The 17,421-nt window shown below is 63.7% G+C and carries 15 protein-coding genes; 7 read left to right on the forward strand and 8 right to left on the reverse strand.

Going from position 1 to position 17,421, the window contains the following annotated elements; translation table 11 throughout:
- Positions 1-18: 18 nt before the first annotated feature.
- Positions 19-153, reverse strand: coding sequence for a 50S ribosomal protein L34 (gene rpmH, locus H7A12_10030; protein MCP5321147.1), 135 nt, complete (start codon positions 151-153; stop codon positions 19-21).
- Between the two features lie 574 nt (positions 154-727).
- Here rpmH and dnaA point away from each other — a divergent pair.
- From dnaA to H7A12_10055, 5 genes are all read left to right on the forward strand, one after another.
- Positions 728-2,146 carry a chromosomal replication initiator protein DnaA gene (gene dnaA / locus H7A12_10035; protein MCP5321148.1) on the forward strand — a complete coding sequence of 473 codons (1,419 nt, stop codon included), beginning with the start codon at positions 728-730 and terminating at the stop codon, positions 2,144-2,146.
- A 51-nt stretch (positions 2,147-2,197) separates the two neighbouring features.
- Complete coding sequence (gene dnaN, locus H7A12_10040) at positions 2,198-3,307, forward strand: DNA polymerase III subunit beta (protein ID MCP5321149.1); 1,110 nt, start codon at positions 2,198-2,200, stop codon at positions 3,305-3,307.
- A 16-nt stretch (positions 3,308-3,323) separates the two neighbouring features.
- Complete coding sequence (recF, locus tag H7A12_10045) at positions 3,324-4,424, forward strand: DNA replication/repair protein RecF (GenBank protein MCP5321150.1); 1,101 nt, start codon at positions 3,324-3,326, stop codon at positions 4,422-4,424.
- A 29-nt stretch (positions 4,425-4,453) separates the two neighbouring features.
- Positions 4,454-6,871, forward strand: coding sequence for a DNA topoisomerase (ATP-hydrolyzing) subunit B (gene gyrB, locus H7A12_10050; GenBank protein MCP5321151.1), 2,418 nt, complete (start codon positions 4,454-4,456; stop codon positions 6,869-6,871).
- A 215-nt stretch (positions 6,872-7,086) separates the two neighbouring features.
- Complete coding sequence (locus H7A12_10055; GenBank protein ID MCP5321152.1) at positions 7,087-8,109, forward strand: LLM class flavin-dependent oxidoreductase; 1,023 nt, start codon at positions 7,087-7,089, stop codon at positions 8,107-8,109.
- A 6-nt stretch (positions 8,110-8,115) separates the two neighbouring features.
- Here the strand turns inward: H7A12_10055 and H7A12_10060 are convergent, their stop codons facing one another.
- The 4 genes from H7A12_10060 to glyQ are packed head-to-tail and all read right to left on the reverse strand — an operon-like array spanning position 8,116 to position 12,416.
- Positions 8,116-8,838: a 1-acyl-sn-glycerol-3-phosphate acyltransferase gene (locus H7A12_10060; protein MCP5321153.1), complete on the reverse strand. Its 723-nt coding sequence runs from the start codon at positions 8,836-8,838 to the stop codon at positions 8,116-8,118.
- A 7-nt stretch (positions 8,839-8,845) separates the two neighbouring features.
- Entirely contained in the window at positions 8,846-9,388 is a 543-nt protein-coding gene (gene gmhB, locus H7A12_10065) for a D-glycero-beta-D-manno-heptose 1,7-bisphosphate 7-phosphatase (GenBank protein ID MCP5321154.1), read from the reverse strand.
- The gene (locus H7A12_10070) at positions 9,385-11,466 is read right to left on the reverse strand and encodes a glycine--tRNA ligase subunit beta (protein MCP5321155.1); all 2,082 of its coding nucleotides are present in this window, start codon (positions 11,464-11,466) and stop codon (positions 9,385-9,387) included. The genes gmhB and H7A12_10070 overlap by 4 nt, the downstream gene beginning before the upstream one ends.
- The gene (gene glyQ / locus H7A12_10075; protein ID MCP5321156.1) at positions 11,463-12,416 is read right to left on the reverse strand and encodes a glycine--tRNA ligase subunit alpha; all 954 of its coding nucleotides are present in this window, start codon (positions 12,414-12,416) and stop codon (positions 11,463-11,465) included. Before glyQ ends, H7A12_10070 begins: the two co-directional genes overlap by 4 nt.
- Before the next feature lie 74 nt (positions 12,417-12,490).
- Here glyQ and H7A12_10080 point away from each other — a divergent pair, with 74 nt between their 5' ends.
- Complete coding sequence (locus tag H7A12_10080; GenBank protein ID MCP5321157.1) at positions 12,491-13,408, forward strand: lysophospholipid acyltransferase family protein; 918 nt, start codon at positions 12,491-12,493, stop codon at positions 13,406-13,408.
- Here H7A12_10080 and rsmB read toward each other — a convergent pair.
- The 3 genes from rsmB to H7A12_10095 are packed head-to-tail and all read right to left on the reverse strand — an operon-like array spanning position 13,366 to position 16,163.
- Positions 13,366-14,667 carry a 16S rRNA (cytosine(967)-C(5))-methyltransferase RsmB gene (gene rsmB, locus H7A12_10085; protein MCP5321158.1) on the reverse strand — a complete coding sequence of 434 codons (1,302 nt, stop codon included), beginning with the start codon at positions 14,665-14,667 and terminating at the stop codon, positions 13,366-13,368. The genes H7A12_10080 and rsmB overlap by 43 nt on opposite strands.
- A gap of 1 nt (position 14,668) precedes the next feature.
- Positions 14,669-15,637, reverse strand: a complete 969-nt coding sequence (locus H7A12_10090) for a methionyl-tRNA formyltransferase (protein ID MCP5321159.1) — start codon at positions 15,635-15,637, stop codon at positions 14,669-14,671.
- A gap of 19 nt (positions 15,638-15,656) precedes the next feature.
- Positions 15,657-16,163 carry a peptide deformylase gene (locus tag H7A12_10095; protein MCP5321160.1) on the reverse strand — a complete coding sequence of 169 codons (507 nt, stop codon included), beginning with the start codon at positions 16,161-16,163 and terminating at the stop codon, positions 15,657-15,659.
- Positions 16,164-16,376: 213 nt separating this feature from the next.
- On the opposite strand from H7A12_10095, the gene H7A12_10100 reads away from it, so the two are divergent.
- Entirely contained in the window at positions 16,377-17,405 is a 1,029-nt protein-coding gene (locus H7A12_10100; GenBank protein MCP5321161.1) for a LysM peptidoglycan-binding domain-containing protein, read from the forward strand.
- The last annotated feature ends 16 nt before the right edge of the window (positions 17,406-17,421 follow it).

Below are 17,421 nucleotides of genomic sequence, written 5' to 3' on the forward strand. Positions count from 1 at the left end.
ATCGCGTGAGCCGTTCGCTCAGGCCGAAAGCCGCTTGCGGCCCTTGGCACGACGGCGGCTGAGTACCAGCCGGCCATTGCGGGTTGCCATACGGGCACGGAAGCCGTGGGTGCGCTTGCGCTTCAGATTGCTGGGCTGAAAAGTTCTCTTCATGGTGCGTTCGCCTCGCTCCTGGAGCGGATCGTCGAAAAAGACGCGGGATTCTAGTGAAATCCGCCGATGGGAGCAAATGAAAGCGGTGCTCTCCGGCGGGAATTTTGCGTGGATGGGACGGATCGGTGGCGGGTCGATGATGTGATGTGAACAGGGTATCAGGGCGCGACCTCACGGGTGCGGGTCGGTCTGTGTACAAGTCGGAGATAAGACGGCATATCAACGGGCTACACGATGAACAAGGAGTGCAAAGGCAGTGCAGTGATCGGTACGTGCGGTGGGGTGCGGCTTGCGGCGCATGCGCTGGAGAACAGGAAGCAGACAGGAGATCCAGAAGATATCAACAGGATATACACATTTTCGTCATTCGGAAGCCAGTCTGATTCTCGTTCGTGCGCGCTTTTATGTTCTTGTAATGACCTGATTCAAAACAGGAAAAATTCAAAGTTAAAAATTTTCCTGTGGGTGTGTGTATAAGTTCTGTGGAAAACGATACACTGCGCGCGCCGAGTTATTCAGGGTCACGGGCGAGGCTTCGTGGGCTCTGTTGCGCGAGAGAGATGATCAGAAGAATATGGATGTGACCTGGCAGCGCTGCAGCAGTTTTCTACGCGATGAGATGTCGCCGCAGCAGTTCAATACGTGGATCCGGCCGTTGCGGGCACAGGAAACCGCAGTCGAGCTGCATCTGATCGCACCGAACCGGTACGTGAAGGATTGGGTTCACGAGAAATACTTCGACCGTATCCGGCAGCTGGTGATCGAGGTCTCCGGTGGGCGGATCGCGTCGGTGCAGCTCGATACCCAGAGTGCGGCGGATGCATTGCAACGGGTGCCGTTGCCGGCGACGCAGCGCGCAGCGCCACCGTCGGCGGCACGTGATTTGCCGGCAAGCGCTGCGATGGGGGCAGTGCCGCCCCCGCCACCGGTGGCGATGAGCCGCAAGTCGGATGCCGAGATCACGCCCGGGCACAACAGTTTCCTGATCGACAACTATACGTTCCAGAGTTTCGTCGAAGGCAAGAGCAACCAGCTTGCGCGGGCGGCTGCACAGCAGGTGGCGCTGAACCCGGGAGGAGCCTACAACCCGCTGTTCATCTATGGAGGCGTGGGTCTGGGCAAGACGCACCTGATGCACGCGGTCGGCAATGCGCTGCTGGAGCGCAATCCGAGCGCACGGATCGTCTACCTGCATTCGGAGCGGTTCGTCGCCGATATGGTCAAGGCGTTGCAGCTCAACGCGATCAACGATTTCAAGCGCTACTATCGATCGGTCGACGCGCTGCTGATCGACGATATCCAGTTCTTCGCGAACAAGGAGCGTTCGCAGGAGGAGTTCTTTCATACCTTCAACGCGCTGCTCGAAGGTGGGCAGCAGATGATCCTGACCTGCGATCGCTATCCGAAGGAGATCAATGGGCTGGAGGAACGGCTGAAGTCACGTTTCGGCTGGGGGCTTACGGTTGCCGTGGAGCCGCCGGAGCTGGAAACGCGTGTGGCCATATTGATGAAGAAGGCCGAGCAGGCTGGCGTCGAACTGCCGGCGGATGCGGCGTTTTTCGTTGCGCAACGGATCAAGTCGAACGTGCGGGAACTCGAGGGGGCGCTGAAGCGCGTGATCGCGAGCGCGCAGTTCATGAACCGACGCATCGATATCGAACTGGTCAAGGAATCGCTCAAGGATCTGCTCGCGCTGCAGGACCGACAGGTCAGTCTGGACAACATCCAGCGCACCGTGGCCGAGTATTACAAGATCAAGTTGTCCGATCTGCTGTCCAAGCGGCGCAGTCGGTCGGTGGCTCGACCGCGGCAACTGGCGATGGCGCTGGCCAAGGAGCTGACCAACCACAGCCTGCCCGAAATCGGCGAGGCGTTTGGCGGCAGGGACCATACGACGGTCCTGCACGCGTGCAGGAAGATCAGGGAGCTGCGGGATTCCGATACGGATATCCGCGAGGATCACAAGAATCTCTACCGACTGTTGTCGACCTGAAGTATCCGGCGGGCAGCGCGGCGGCCCGATCACCACCATGGAGACCAATACATGAAATTTGCGATTTCCCGGGAGGCGCTGCTGAAGCCATTGAGTCTGGTCGCCGGTATCGTGGAACGACGCCAGACGTTGCCGATCCTGTCGAACGTGCTGATTGCGCTCGATGGTGACCGGTTGACGCTTACGGGTACGGATACCGAAGTCGAGTTCATGGCACGCATCACCCTGCCGGAACCGGGCGAGAGTGGCGAGATCACGGTTCCGGCGCGCAAGCTGGCAGATATCTGCAAATCGCTGCCGGATACGGGGCGTCTGGAGTTCACGCTCGACGAGCAGCGCCTGCTGCTGCGTAGCGGTCGCAGCCGGTTCACGTTGTCGACCTTGCCGGCAAGCGATTTCCCGAACACCGAGCCGGCGTCGGGCACGGTGCAGTTTACGCTGAACCAGTTGCGGCTCAGGCAGTCGATCGACCGCATCGCGTTTGCGATGGCGCAGCAGGATGTGCGCTATTACCTGAACGGCATGCTGTTCGAAGTGACGCCGACGCGCCTGCGAACTGTTGCTACCGATGGACACCGGCTGGCGATGGCGACCTTCAACGCCGAGCTCGACGGCGTCGGCTCCGATATGCAGGTGATTCTGCCCCGCAAGGGCGTGCTCGAGTTGCTGCGCCTGTTGCAGGATCCTGCGGAGGACGTGCGGGTGGTGCTGGGCACGAACCACTTCCATGCGACCACGCCGGAGTTCACGTTCACGTCGAAGCTGGTCGATGGAAAGTTTCCGGACTACGAGCGGGTGCTGCCGCGCGAGGCCGACAAGCGCATGATCGGTTCGCGGGTGGAGGTGAAGGATGCACTGACGCGTACGGCGATTCTTTCGAACGAGAAGTATCGGGGCGTGCGGCTCGTGTTCGATGACGGCAACCTGCAGATCCTGGCGAACAATCCCGAGCAGGAGGAGGCCGAGGAGCAGGTGGGCGTCAGTTACAGCGGAGCACGCGTGGAAATCGGCTTCAACGTGAGCTACCTGCTCGATGTCCTGGGTGCCTTGGGCAGTGAGGAAGTGCAGTTCCAGTTTTCGGATGGCAGCCGCAGCATTCTGATCGAGGATCCGGCCGCCGGTGGCGAGGCTTTGTACGTCGTGATGCCGATGCGCCTCTGATTTTTGCCGCTACCGGATGTCGATTCGGCAATTGCGCGTCAGCGAGTTCCGGAATATCAGGCAGGCGGAGCTCGAGCTGCGCAGGATCAACCTGCTGTGCGGTCCGAACGGCTCCGGGAAGACGAGTGTGCTCGAGGCGGTGTATCTGCTGGGCTCGGGGCGCTCGTTTCGCTCTGCGCGGCTGGATCCGGTGATTCGACACGAAGCTCGCCGTTGTACGGTGTTCGCGACGGTGCTTGGCGATGCGGATGAGCCGGTGCCGGTAGCGATGGGGGTGACACGCGACCGCGATGGCACATTCAGCGGACGAGTTCAGGGGCAGTCCATCCGCAGTTCAGCAGAGCTGGCCGTGCGGCTGCCGTTGCAACTGATCAATTCGTCTGCATTCGACCTCATAGAGGGCGGGCCGAAGGTCCGGCGACAGTTTCTCGACTGGGGTGTGTTCCACGTGGAACAACAGTTCCACCGTGTCTGGCTCGATGTGCACCGCTGTCTGCGGCAGCGGAACGCATTGCTGCGCCATGATAGAATCCCGGCCGCTGAGCTTGCCGTGTGGGATGCCCGACTGGCGGCGGGAGCGAGCCTCCTCGATACGTTCAGACGGCGATACTTCGATGACTTCTACCCGGTCTTCCAGCAGACACTGAAGGAACTGTTGCAGATCGACACACTCGAGCTGGCCTATTTTCGCGGTTGGGACGCGGGCCGTGAGCTGATCGACGTGCTGAGCGAGCACACCGAGCGGGATCACGCACGCGGGTTCACGCTGAACGGGCCGCATCGGGCCGATGTGCGGGTCCGCATGCGTGGATTGAGCGCGGCCGAAGTTCTGTCGCGTGGCCAGCAGAAGCTGGTGGTTGCTGCAATGAAGCTGGCGCAGGGGCGCCTGTTCATGGATCGGTCCGGGCGAGACTGTGTGTTTCTGGTTGATGATTTGCCAGCCGAGCTGGACCGGGAGCACCGAAAGCAGCTGTGTGGGCTGTTGGCCGAACTGCAGTGTCAGATCCTGCTGAGTTGCGTGGATGCCGACGAGCTGCACGACTGCTGGGCTGGCGTCGCTCCCGAGCAAATTCAATTGTTCCACGTGGAACATGGCGTGTTTCGCACGCCCAACTGAGGAAGATGATGGTGGACAACACGGACAGCATGGTCGATACCGGATACGACGCAGACGCCATCAAGGTGCTGAAGGGGCTGGATGCCGTACGCAAGCGTCCCGGGATGTATATCGGTGACACCGACGATGGCACGGGTCTGCACCATATGGTGTTCGAGCTTGTCGACAACTCGATCGATGAGGCCCTCGCCGGTCATTGCAATCAGATCCAGGTCATCCTGCACCCGGATGAATCGGTCAGCGTGATAGACAACGGTCGTGGCATTCCGACCGACATGCATGAGGAAGGTGTCTCTGCAGCCGAGTTGATCATGACCACGCTGCACGCCGGCGGCAAGTTTGGCGCCGAAACCGGTGGCTACAAGGTGTCCGGCGGGCTGCATGGTGTGGGTGCTTCGGTCGTCAACGCACTGTCGTCCGAACTGGTCCTGCGTATCCGGCGCAACGGCAAGGTCCACGAGCAGATCTATCATCATGGCGTAGCAGTCGCACCCCTCGCAGTGGTCGGTAACACCACCACCAAGGGTACCGAAATCCGTTTCCATCCATCGCCTGCGACCTTCCGCAACATCGAATTCCACTTCGATATTCTTGCCCGGCGCCTGCGTGAGCTGGCGTTCCTCAATTCGGGACTACAGATCCTGCTGAAGGACGAGCGTTCGGGCGAGGAAATCCTGTATGCATATGAAGGCGGGGTGCATGCCTTCGTCGAATTCCTGAATACGAACAAGACCACGATCAACCGCGTGTTGCACTTTCGCAGCGAACAGAACGGGATCGGCGTCGAAGTGGCGATGCAGTGGAACGACTCGTATCAGGAAAACGTATTCTGCTACACGAACAATATTCCGCAGCGTGACGGCGGTACCCATCTGGCCGGCTTCCGTGCGGCGCTGACCCGTAACCTGAACAGCTATATAGAAAAGGAAGGCCTTGCCGCGAAGGCGAAGATATCGACCACCGGTGACGACGCGCGTGAAGGCCTGACCGCAGTGGTTTCGGTCAAGGTGCCCGACCCGAAGTTCTCGTCGCAGACCAAGGACAAGCTGGTGTCCTCCGAGGTCAAGAATGCGGTTGAACAGGCGATGAACGAGAAGTTCGGCGACTATCTGCTGGAATCTCCGGTAGAAGCCAAGTCGATCGTCGGCAAGATGATCGACGCAGCAAGGGCGCGTGAAGCCGCCCGCAAGGCGCGTGAGTTGACACGGCGCAAGGGTGCGCTGGATATCGCCGGTTTGCCGGGCAAGCTGGCCGACTGCCAGGAGAAGGATCCCGCGCACTCCGAACTCTTCCTCGTCGAGGGCGATTCCGCCGGCGGCTCGGCAAAGCAGGGGCGTGACCGTCGCCATCAGGCCATCCTGCCGTTGAAGGGCAAGATCCTGAACGTGGAGAAGGCGCGTTTCGACAAGATGCTGTCGTCACAGGAAATCGGCACGCTGGTCACCGCGATGGGCTGCGGGATCGGCAACGACGAGTTCAATGCGGACAAGCTGCGCTACCACCGCATCATCATCATGACCGATGCCGACGTGGACGGTTCGCATATCCGCACCTTGCTGCTGACCTTTTTCTTCCGGCAGATGCGCGAACTGATCGAGCGTGGCTACATCTACATCGCCCAGCCACCGCTGTACAAACTCGCCAAGGGCAAGCAGCAGCAGTACCTGAAAGACGACGATGCCCTGAATCAGTACCTGACCCAGTCGGCCCTCGAGAATGCCTCGCTGCATGTGAATCGTGCGGCGCCCGGTATCAGCGGCGAGACGCTGGAGTCGCTGGTCGCGCAGTATCGTCGCGTGCTGCGGATCATCGATCGCATGTCACGGATCTATCCGCAGCGGGTACTCGACGAACTCATGATGGTGCCCGCCTTCGAAAGCGCCTGGATGGACGATCGCGAGCGGCTGCAGCAATGGCTGGACCGTCTCGGTGATCGCTTTGCCGGTGAGCGTCGCTCCGGGGACGATGTATTCAGCTTCCATGTATATAAAGACGAAGAACGACATCAGTTGTTGCCGGCAGTGGAGGTCATCAGCCATGGTGTCGCCACGGAGTATGTGTTGTCGCGCGATTTTCTGGCTTCCCCGGAGTACCGTGAAATCAGCTCGCTCGGCCAAACGCTTTCGGATCTGATCGAAGCGGATGGTTTCGTTCGACGCGGCGAACGTGAGCAAGCGGTCACTACCTTTGCAGTTGCCTTGGAATGGTTGATGGGCGAGGCGCGCAAGGGCTACACGATTCAGCGCTACAAGGGTTTGGGTGAAATGAACCCGGAACAACTCTGGGAAACCACGATGGACCCGGAGGCGCGTCGGCTGCTGCGCGTGACCATCGAGGACGGCATCGCAGCCGATCACCTGTTCACGACGCTGATGGGCGACGATGTCGAGCCCCGGCGCCATTTCATCGAGCAGAATGCGTTAACAGTATCAAATCTGGACATCTAGGGTCATGTAATCCTCACCAGGTGTCGCAAAACTCCGTCAGCGCGCGGTGATGCCTCCACATCGGGGAGGCGTGTGCCGCCAGGACGCGGTGTTCGAGCCTGCAGGGATGCATTTGGGCGTCTCACGGGTGTGAAGGCATCACCGCACGCTGCCCGCATGCTGATCGAGGGCTTTTGCGACAGTCTCTGGAGCGCGGATTCAGCGGAATACGGCATATGAAAGTCTGGCTCTCGCTCGATATCAATCTGGAGCTCGCCGACGTGGCGGCACACGCACGGCGCGCCGAAGCGCTTGGCTGTGACGTGGTCTCGATTGCCGACGTGGCGCACGATGCGCTGCTCGGAGCGCATGCAGCGATCACCGCCACCTCGCGTGTGGCGGTGGCCACCAGCGGACTGGTGTGTTTTGCACGCAGCCCGATGGTCACCGCCGTGGCTGCGTGGAATCTGGCTGCGCTGTCGGGTGGGCGTTTCCGCCTGGGGCTGAGCTCACTGGTTCCGCAGATGCTGGTTGGCCGCTACGGTGTGCCGTGGCATCCGCCGGCAGCCCGTATGCGCGAATACCTCGGTGCGCTGCGAGCGATCTGGCACTCGTGGCAGGACGACGTTCCGTTGCTCTTCGAGGGCAAGTACTACCGATTGAACCGCCAGAACACCTGGACCCGGCCCAAACCGCTCGCCGACGCGCGGATCGCACTGCATCTCGGTGCCATCGGTCCGCGGATGAGCACGCTTGCCGGAGCGTGCACCGACGCTCTGCTCACTCACCCGGTAGCCACGAACCGGCGGTTCATTGCAGAGGTCACACAGCCGCTCGTTCGCGAAGGCGAACGCAGCGCCGGCAAGCCTGCAGGCAGTACGGCGTTGGTCGCAGCGCCAGTCGTTGCGGCGGGCAACACCCTGGCAGAGGCAGAGAGGCAGCGTGAACAGCGGCGCGGGATGCTTGCAACCAACCTGTCCACCCCGCAGTACTGGGGAGCGCTCGATCTGTACGGCTGGAGATCCACCGGCGAGAAGTTGCGCGCACTGGTGCGCGAGGGGCGTTGGGATCTGCTGGGCGGGGAGCTCAGCGAGGAACAAGTGGATGCGTTCGTGCCAACCGCGGTCTGGGATGGGCTGGCGGATGAATTGCGCCGTCGCTTCGGCGGTCTGGTCGATGGCATCTGCCTGGCGTTGCCGGTGGATGATCGCGACGACGCCCAGCTCGCCCGCGTGATCAGGGAGCTGCAGCAGGCCTGACGCTGTTCAGCCTTGCGTTGCGAAGCGCTCCAGTTGTTGCTCGATCCAGTCCTGTGCCTGGCGCGTGAGGCGGCCGGCGTCACTGCCCGCACTCGGCAGCGGAGCACTCACCACGACATTGATCACGCCAGGCGTCTTCAGGAAGCGTCGGGCGGGCCAGCATTTGCCGGCATCGTGCGCAACGCACACGATTTCCACCCCGGCCTGGATCGCGAGCTGGGCGGCGCTGCGAGAAAAGCGCAGCGGTTCGCCGGCATCGACCCGCGTTCCTTCGGGAAAGATCAGGACGCTGCAGTCGCTCGCCAGGCGCTGTACCCCGCTTTCGATCACCTGCCGGAGTGCAGCGCGCGGATTGCCCCGATCGATCGCGATCGGGTTCAGCATCTTCAGCGCCCAGCCGAAAAACGGGATACGCAGCAACTCGCGCTTCAGCAGCACGCAGAGCCGCGGGAACAGTGTGGCGAGGAAGATCGTCTCCCAACTGCTCTGGTGATTGGCGACGACCACGCAACCGTGTGTGGGCAGGTTCTGCAGGCCCTCGACGCGGTAATGCACACCGCAGGCAAGGCGGCACCAGCGCAGCGAAAAGTGGTTCCACAGCGTCACCAGACGGAACCGCTGCGGGAACTCGAGCCACGGTGCAGCGACCAGGATGACGATTCCCCAGACGATCACTGACAGACCGTATCCGGCGTAGAACAGCACCGAGCGCAGAAACGCCACCAACATGCGTGGTTCAACCTTCGTTGAGGATCGCGACCACCGCGGCCGCCAGATCATTGAATACCCTTACGTCCGCATCGCCTGCGCCGAATGCGGCGCTGGTCGCGATGCCGTTGCCCGTCGACACCAATATTGGTCGACACGCCTTCGCACGTGCCAGCTCGATGTCCTTCATCGAGTCCCCGATCACGACGCTGCCGGCGAGCGAGCAAGCGTATTCGCGTTCGGCGGCGTCGAGCAGTCCGGTGGCCGGCTTGCGACACGTACAGCCGTCCTGTGGCAGATGCGGGCAATAGAAGATGCTTCCGATCCGTCCGCCGCGCTCTTCGACGAGCGCACACAGCTTCTGGTGCATCGCCTCCAGTTCGTCCAGCCCGAACAGCCCACGGCCGAGTCCCGACTGGTTGGTGGCAACGACGATTTCGTAGCCCGCGCGCGACAGTGCCGCAATCGCCTCGATGCTGCCGGGTATCGGTTGCCACTCGTCGCGGGTCTTGATGTAGTCGGGCGAGTCGAAATTGATCACCCCGTCGCGATCGAGGATGACGAATTTCATGCCGACACCGCGAGCAGCGAGACGTCGGCCACGCCGAGGAATGCAGCGCGCAGGCGCGCAAGTACCGCATAGCGGTTCGCACGCAGGCGTGCATCGTCGCAGTTCACCAGTACCTGTTCGAAAAATGCATCGACCGCGGTGCGCAGCGTCGCGAGCCGGCCGAGCACGCTCGTGTAATCGCCGGCCTCGAGCTGCGCGGCACTGCTCGCGATACACTGATCGAGCTCGTGTGCGAGTCTGAGTTCAGCGGCCTCGTGCAGCAACGCGGGGTCGATCTGCGACGGAATTTCTCCAGGAGCCTGCTTCGCGAGGATGTTCGCGACGCGCTTGTTGGCAGCAGCGAGTGCTGCTGCTTCGGGCAGTGCCGCAAAACTCGCGACGGCGCGCACGCGCCGATCGAAATCCAGCGGTCTGCTGACATTGCGTGCCTGTACCGCCAGGAAGCACTCGACCGCGATGCCCGCGTCGGCGTACCACGCACGCAGCCGCTCGAACACGTAGCCGCGTACCGCGTCGACGACCGTGTCGCGCGCGGGAAGCGTCTGGTGCCCGGCCGCAGCCTGTTCGATCACTGGCAGCAGGTCCAGATCGAGTGCGTTCTCGATGATCGTGCGCAACACGCCGAGAGCGGCACGGCGCAACGCAAACGGATCGCGTGAACCGCTCGGGGGCTGACCGATGCCGAAGATGCCGGTCAACGTATCCAGCCGGTCGGCCAGCGCGAGCGCGATCCCGACGCCACCGTGTGCCAGCGCATCGCCCGCGTGTCGTGGCAGGTACTGTTCGCTGAGCGCTGCGGCCACTTCGGGTGCCTCGCCGTCGTGTACCGCGTAGTAGCTGCCCATGATGCCCTGCAGTTCGTCGAACTCGAGCACCATTTCGCTGACTAGGTCGGACTTGCTCAGCACTGCCGCCCGGGAGCACAGCGCCGGGTCTGCACCGATCGAGCTGCCGATCGTGTGCGCCAGCCGAGCGACGCGCTCGGTCTTGTCCCACAGCGTGCCCAGTTCGGTCTGGAACACGATGGTGCGCAGTCGCTCGCGACGGGCCGCCAGCGTGGTGTGAAGATCCTGCTCGTAGAAGAACGCGGCATCGGAAAGCCGCGGGCGGATCACGCGCTCGTTGCCGTCGATGACCTTCTGTGGTTCGGTGCTCACGATGTTCGCGACCGTCACGAAATACGGCAGCAGGGCTCCCGTCGCGTCCACGACGTGAAAATATTTCTGGTGCTGCTTCATCGACGAGATCAGCGCTTCGGCAGGTACCTGCAGAAAGCGTGGCTCGAAACGCCCGGCGAGCGCGCACGGCCACTCGACCAGGCTGCACACCTCGTCGAGCAGTTCGTCATCGATCACCGCATCGCCACCGAGCGTGGCTGCCTGCGAGCGCACCTGCTCGGCAATGATCGAGCGCCGCTCGCGGTAATCGGCGATCACGTGCCCGCGGTCGCGCAGTGCGCGCTCGTAGTCGCCGGCAGCAGCCAGCGTGATGCGTGTGCTGCCGTGTACACGGTGCCCGCGCGTCTCGCGCCCGCTCGTGATTCCCAGGACCTCGCCCGCAACCACGCCATCACCGTGCAACAACACGACCCAGTGCACGGGTCGCACGAACTCCACGCGACGCGCTCCCCAGCGCATGCGTTTGGCGATTGGCAGAGCGGCGAGCGCCGCCTCGACCTGCGTCGGCAGCAGGGCAGCCGTAGCCTGACCAGGGATGTGCTGGCGCCATGCCAGCCGCTCGCCACGCTCGCCGCCGATGCGCAACAGCGCGTCGACGCCGACACCGCAGCCGCGCGCAAAACCGAGTGCCGCAGCACTTGGCTTGCCGTTGGCGTCGAATGCGGCTGCCACGGCAGGGCCGAGCTTCTCTGCCACGGCATCCGGCTGGGTCGTGGCGACGTCCTCGATGTGTACCGCGAGCCGGCGCGGGGTGGCGTACCAGCGGGTTGCGCCGTGTGCGATGCGCTGTTCGTCGAGGCGTGCAACGAGCGCGTCCGCGAACGCCTCCGCCAGCGTGCGCAGGCTCTTCGGCGGGAGTTCCTCGGTACCGATCTCGACCAGCAAGGGGGCGGTGTTCATCGGGTGGTCTCTCCCGCGGCCAGCAGTTCGGCGCGCAACTCCGGCGCTGCCAGCGGGAAGCCGAGCGCCTTGCGCATATCGTGGTAACTCCGTGCCACGGCACGCGCGAGCGTGCGTACACGCAGGATGAAGCGCTGGCGCTCGGTGACCGAAATCGCGTGGCGAGCATCGAGCAGATTGAACGTGTGCGATGCCTTCAGCACCTGTTCGTAGGCCGGCAGCGGCAGTTGCGCATCGATCAGGCGCAGGCACTCGCTCTCGTGCTTGTCGAAGCTTGCGAACAGGAACCCCACGTCGGCTTCCTCGAAGTTGTAGCGCGACATTTCCACTTCGTTCTGGTGAAACACGTCGCCATAGGTTACCGGGCCTTGTGGCCCGTTCGCCCACAGCAGGTCGTACACGCTGTCGACACCCTGCAGATACATCGCGATCCGCTCGATCCCGTAGGTGATCTCTCCGGTGACCGGAAAACACTCCAGTCCGCCGACCTGCTGGAAATACGTGAACTGCGTGACCTCCATGCCGTTCAGCCACACTTCCCAGCCGAGGCCCCAGGCTCCCAGGGTGGGTGACTCCCAGTTGTCTTCGACGAAGCGGATATCGTGCACCGCCGGGTCGATACCGAGAAAACGCAACGATTCGATGTAGAGCTGCTGGAAATCGTCCGGCGAAGGCTTCATCACGACCTGGAACTGGTAGTAGTGCTGCAGCCGGTTCGGGTTGTTGCCGTAGCGACCGTCCTTCGGGCGACGCGAAGGCTGTACGTACGCAGCGTTCCACGTCTCCGGTCCGATCGAACGCAGGAATGTCGCCGGATGGAAGGTGCCGGCGCCGACTTCCATATCCAGCGGCTGCAGCACCACGCAGCCCTGCCGTGACCAGAACTGTTGCAGCGCGAGGATCAGATCCTGAAAAGTGCGGGGTGCCGCCGGGGAATTCGCCGATACCATGGGTCACTCGCTACCGATCGGGCAAAAAAGACGCATATTATAGAAAGAAGACGGTATCTGGACGACTGCAACTAGTGCGTGATCCACAAGCGTTGCTGCTGACTGCCTGGCTGGCGCTGACCGGTGCACTGCCGTGGCGGGTGCGGCGCGTGTTCGCGTGGCTGATCGCTGCCGTGCTGTGGGTGTTCGATACACGCAGCGCGCGCACCACGCGGCGCAACCTCGAGCTGTGCCTTCCCGAACTCGACGAGCGTGAACGTCTGCGGCTTGCACGGCGCAGCCTGTGGCATACCGCGTTGCTGGCGTGTGAACTGGGCCTTGCCTGGCGTGGCCCGGCTGCGCGCTGGCAACGGCGGCTACTCGCCGTCGAGGGACTCGAGCACCTGGAACGTGCGCAGGCGGCGGGCAAGGGCGTACTGATGCTGGTGCCGCACTTCGGCAACTGGGAGGTGCTGGGGCAGTTCGTGGCTGCGCGTGGTCCGGTGATCGCGCTGTATCGTGAGGCACGTCAGAGCGCACTGGCAGCGGCTGCCTTCGCCGGGCGTGCGCGCACCGGTGCCCGGCTCGCGCCGACCACGCGTGCCGGTGTGGCGCAACTGCTGCGTTCGCTGCATGCCGGCGAGACGCTGTTCATACTGCCAGACCAGCAGCCGGACGAGTCGGGCGGTGTATTCGCCGAATTTTTCGGCATTGCAGCGTTTACGCCGACGATCGTTGCCGCCCTGCTGCGACGCACCGGCAGCGGCTGCGTGCTGGGTGCCTGCGAGCGCCGTCGCGACGGCTTCGTGATCCGCTTCGAACGCGTCGATCCGGCGGTTGCGGATCCCGACCCGGTGTGCGCCGCGACCGCACTCAATGCGGCAATCGAGGCGCTGGTACGTCGGGCACCGGAACAGTATCAATGGGAATACCGTCGTTTCGCGCGACGTCCTCCGGGTGCGCCGAAGCTCTACTCCCGGTCGCAGCCGCCGGCCTTGCGCAGCAGCGCGTAATAGAATCCGTCATGGCGATCGATGGTCGGCAGCAGTTGCCGTCCGTGTCGGCGCGCACAACCCCAGGGCACATCGAGTTCGACTTCGGATGCATCCGGGGTGGCATCCAGAAAATGCGCGATGGCGTGCTCGTTCTCGCTCGCCAGCACCGAGCAGGTCGTATACAGCAGGCTGCCGCCTGGAGCCAGACACGGCCACAGCCCGCGCAGGATCTCGCGTTGCAGCATGGCGGCCGCGACCACCTGCTGCGGATTGCGCAGGATACGGATGTCGGGGTGGCGGCGGATCACGCCGGTGCCCGAGCAGGGCGCATCGACCAGGATGTGCTGGAACGGCTCGCCGTCCCACCACGTTGCGGGATTCGCGGCATCGCCGAGCAGCAGCACTGCCGCAAGCTGCAGTCGTGCGAGGTTCTGGCGCACGCGTTCGAGGCGTGCGGCGCTGGCATCGAGCGCCACCAGGCGCAGCGTCGGGTAGCGCTCCAGCAGATGACAGGCCTTGCCGCCCGGTGCGGCGCAGGCGTCGAGCACCCGCTGACCGCTACCGCAGCGCAACAGCGTCGCAGCGAGTTGCGCACCCTCATCCTGCACGCTGACGATGCCTTCGGAAAAGCCCGGAATCCGCGTGACGTCGCTTGCCTGTGCGAGCACCACGGCATCATCCGCGATCGTGCCGGCGTGTGCTGCGACGCCCGCGGCTGCCGCGCTCGTGAGCCACTGCGCACGGGTGCTGCGCGCCGCATTCACGCGCAGCGTCAGCGGAGGTGTGGCGTTGCTGGCGGCGACGATGTCCGTCCACTCGCGGGGCCAGTCCTCGCGCAGTGCGTCGATCAGCCAGCGCGGATGAGCCAACTGCTGGGCGTCGTCGAGTCGCGCTTCAAGTTCGCTGCGCCGCGCCTGGTGCGCACGCAGCACGGCGTTCACCAGCCCGCGCGCCCAGCCCTTGCCGATCGTGGTACTGGCGGCGACGGTTGCGCTGACCGCGGCGTGGTCGGGCACGCGCATATGACGCAACTGGTACAGTCCCGCCAGCAGCAGTGCCCGCAGATCCGCGTCGCGCGCCTTCAGCGGGCGTGCGAGCAGTTGCGCAAGCAGTGCGTCGAGTTCGAAAAAATGCCGGCACACACCGAAGGCGATTTCGCGTGCCAACGCACGCTCGCGACCCTCGAGCGCTCCGGTGAAGCGTCCCAGCGCTTCATCGAGTGTGCTGTTCGTGGCGATCACCGCTGCGATCGCACGTGCTGCGCATGTGCGTGGCACCTCAGTCGCCCGCTGCAGCGCCAAGGAGGGTTCCGGGACGAAACAGCGCGGCACGACCGTTCAGCAGCGCCGCCGCGTCCATTGCCCTGGCGCCCGCGAGTTGCAGATGTGTCAGCCGCAGCGCCCCGTCACCGCAGGCGACGACGATACCGTCGCGCTCTGCTGCAACGATCTCTCCGGGTTGTGCGACCGTGGTGGCAGCACACGGCTCTGCAAACCACACCCGCAGCACCTCGCCCGCGACCGTGGTCTGGCAGACGTTGGCGGGATTGAATGCCCGCACCCGGCGCGCCAGCACGGCTGCCGGAAGCTGCCAGTCGAGCACGGCCTCCTCGCGACGCAGCTTCGGTGCATGGCTTGCCAGCCGATCATCCTGCGGCTGTGGCGTGAGCCTGCCCGCGATCAGTTGCTCGAGTGTCTCCAGTATCGCGTCCCTGCCGATGCCTGCCAGACGCTCGCGCAGGCTGCCCCCGCTGTCGGCGTCGCTGATCGCGCACGCGCGTGCCAGCAGCACCGCACCGGTATCGAGCCCGGCGTCCATCTGCATGATCGTGACGCCGGTTTGGGTGTCGCCGGCCTCCATCGCACGTTCGATCGGAGCCGCACCACGCCAGCGCGGCAGCAGCGAGGCATGCACATTGATGCAGCCATGGCGTGGCATTGCGAGCACTGCCGGCGGCAGGATCAGGCCGTACGCCGCAACGATCATCAACTCCGGTTGCAGTGTGGCGAGCTCCGCCTGCTCCTTCGCGCCCTTCAGGGAAGCAGGCTGGTACACGGCCACGCCGTGGCTGTCCGCCAGTTGCTTGACCGGCGGCGGTACGAGGCGCCGGCCACGCCCGGCCGGACGATCGGGCTGGGTGTACACCGCGACGATCCTGCACAACGCGGAATCGAGCAAGGCCTGCAGGATCGTGGCAGCGAAGTCGGGTGTGCCGGCGAAGACGCAGCGCACTGGCGATGTGCTCATCGCACGGGCTCGCTCACGCTCATGCGGGCTGTCGGTGCAGCTTTTCCAGCTTGCTGCGGATGCGCTGGCGTTTCAGGTTGGATAAATGGTCGACGAAGAGCTTGCCGTCCAAGTGGTCCAGTTCGTGCTGGATGCACACGGCGAGCAGGCCATCCGGGCGCAGTTCGAACGCCTTGCCGTCGCGATCGAGCGCGCGCAGCACGATGTTTTCGGGGCGCTGCACCGGTTCCTGGAAACCCGGTACCGACAGGCAGCCTTCGGTGAACTCGCGCATTCCGCCGGGCAGCACGGTTACCTCGGGGTTGATCAGCACCAGTGGCTGGTCGTTGTCTTCGGAGACATCCATCACGACGACCCGCTTGTGCACGTTGACCTGGGTCGCGGCGAGACCGATTCCCGGTGCGGCGTACATGGTTTCGAACATATCGTCGATGAGTTGCTGCAACGACGCGTCGAAATGTTCGACCGGCCGCGCGATCGTGCGCAGCCGACGGTCGGGGAACTCGAGGATGTCCAGAATTGCCATGGTCCGATCGTGTCTGCTCTGGCGGGATGGGTTGCAGCGTGCCGCAACCGTAGTCACGACATCGAGCGTGTGTCCGTGCGCACAGTCTACCCGAAGCTGCGCTGCGAACTCGCGCACAGGCTGCTCTATACGCAATTTGGCCAGCTTTGACTACACTTCTGCCAACCCCGCTCGGCCATGCCCGGGGGCCGCTTTCCGCGCAGGGACAACGCAATGAAAAAGTTTTTTCTTGGGGTGGTTGTCGGCAGCCTGCTCGCTGCCCGGCTGTTTGCAGCCGATGGCAGCCTGCTGCGCGACGATCATCCTGATGAATACGTCGTGCAGCGTGGGGACACTCTGTGGGACATTTCGGGTCGCTTCCTGACGAAGCCATGGCTGTGGCCGGAGATCTGGCACGCCAACCCGCAGATCGCGAATCCGCATCTGATCTACCCGGGAGACCGCCTCACGCTGGTCTATGTCGACGGCCAGCCACGGCTGGTGCTGAATCGGGGCGCGGGCGGCATCGTGAAGCTCGGACCGCAGGTCCGCTCGAGCGCGCGCGACGAAGCGATTCCTGCCATTCCATTGGAGGAGATCAACGCGTTCCTGACGCGCAGTCGCATCGTCGAGCCCGAAGATCTGCGCAATGCGCCTTACGTGATCGCAGGGGCCAACGGACACGTGATCACCGGTGCGGGAGACCGTTTGCACGCACGCGGCAGCTTCCCGGATGGCGAGCACAATTACGGGGTGTACCGTGCCGGTCAGCTCTTCGTCGACCCGCAGACGCGCGAGGTGCTGGGTCGGGAAGCGATCGAGATCGGTGGTGGCCGCCTGATCGCCGAGGACGCCGATATCGGAACGCTGTCCATCGAACGCAGCAACGAGGAGATGCGGGTCGAGGACAGGCTGTTGCCTGCGGTCGAGCAGAAGATCACCGCCACGTTCTACCCGAGCGCTCCGAGCACGGAGATCGCGGGCGTGATCATGGCGGTCGAGGATGGCGTCAGCAATGTGGGACGGCTCGACGTGGTGATGTTGAACCGCGGCGGGCGCGATGGTCTGGAGGAAGGCAACGTACTGACGATCCACAAGATCGGTGAACTGGCGCGTGATCCGCTGACCAAGGAACTGGTGCGCCTGCCGGATTCGCCTGCCGGCACGTTGATGGTGTTCCGTGTATTCGAGAAGATGAGTTACGCGCTGGTACTGGATGCGTCCCTGCCGCTGCGTGTCAACGATCGGGTCAGCAATCCCTGACCCTTGCTGCTGCGGG

Source organism: Pseudomonadales bacterium (assembly GCA_024234165.1).
Taxonomy (GTDB): domain Bacteria; phylum Pseudomonadota; class Gammaproteobacteria; order Pseudomonadales; family UBA5518; genus UBA5518.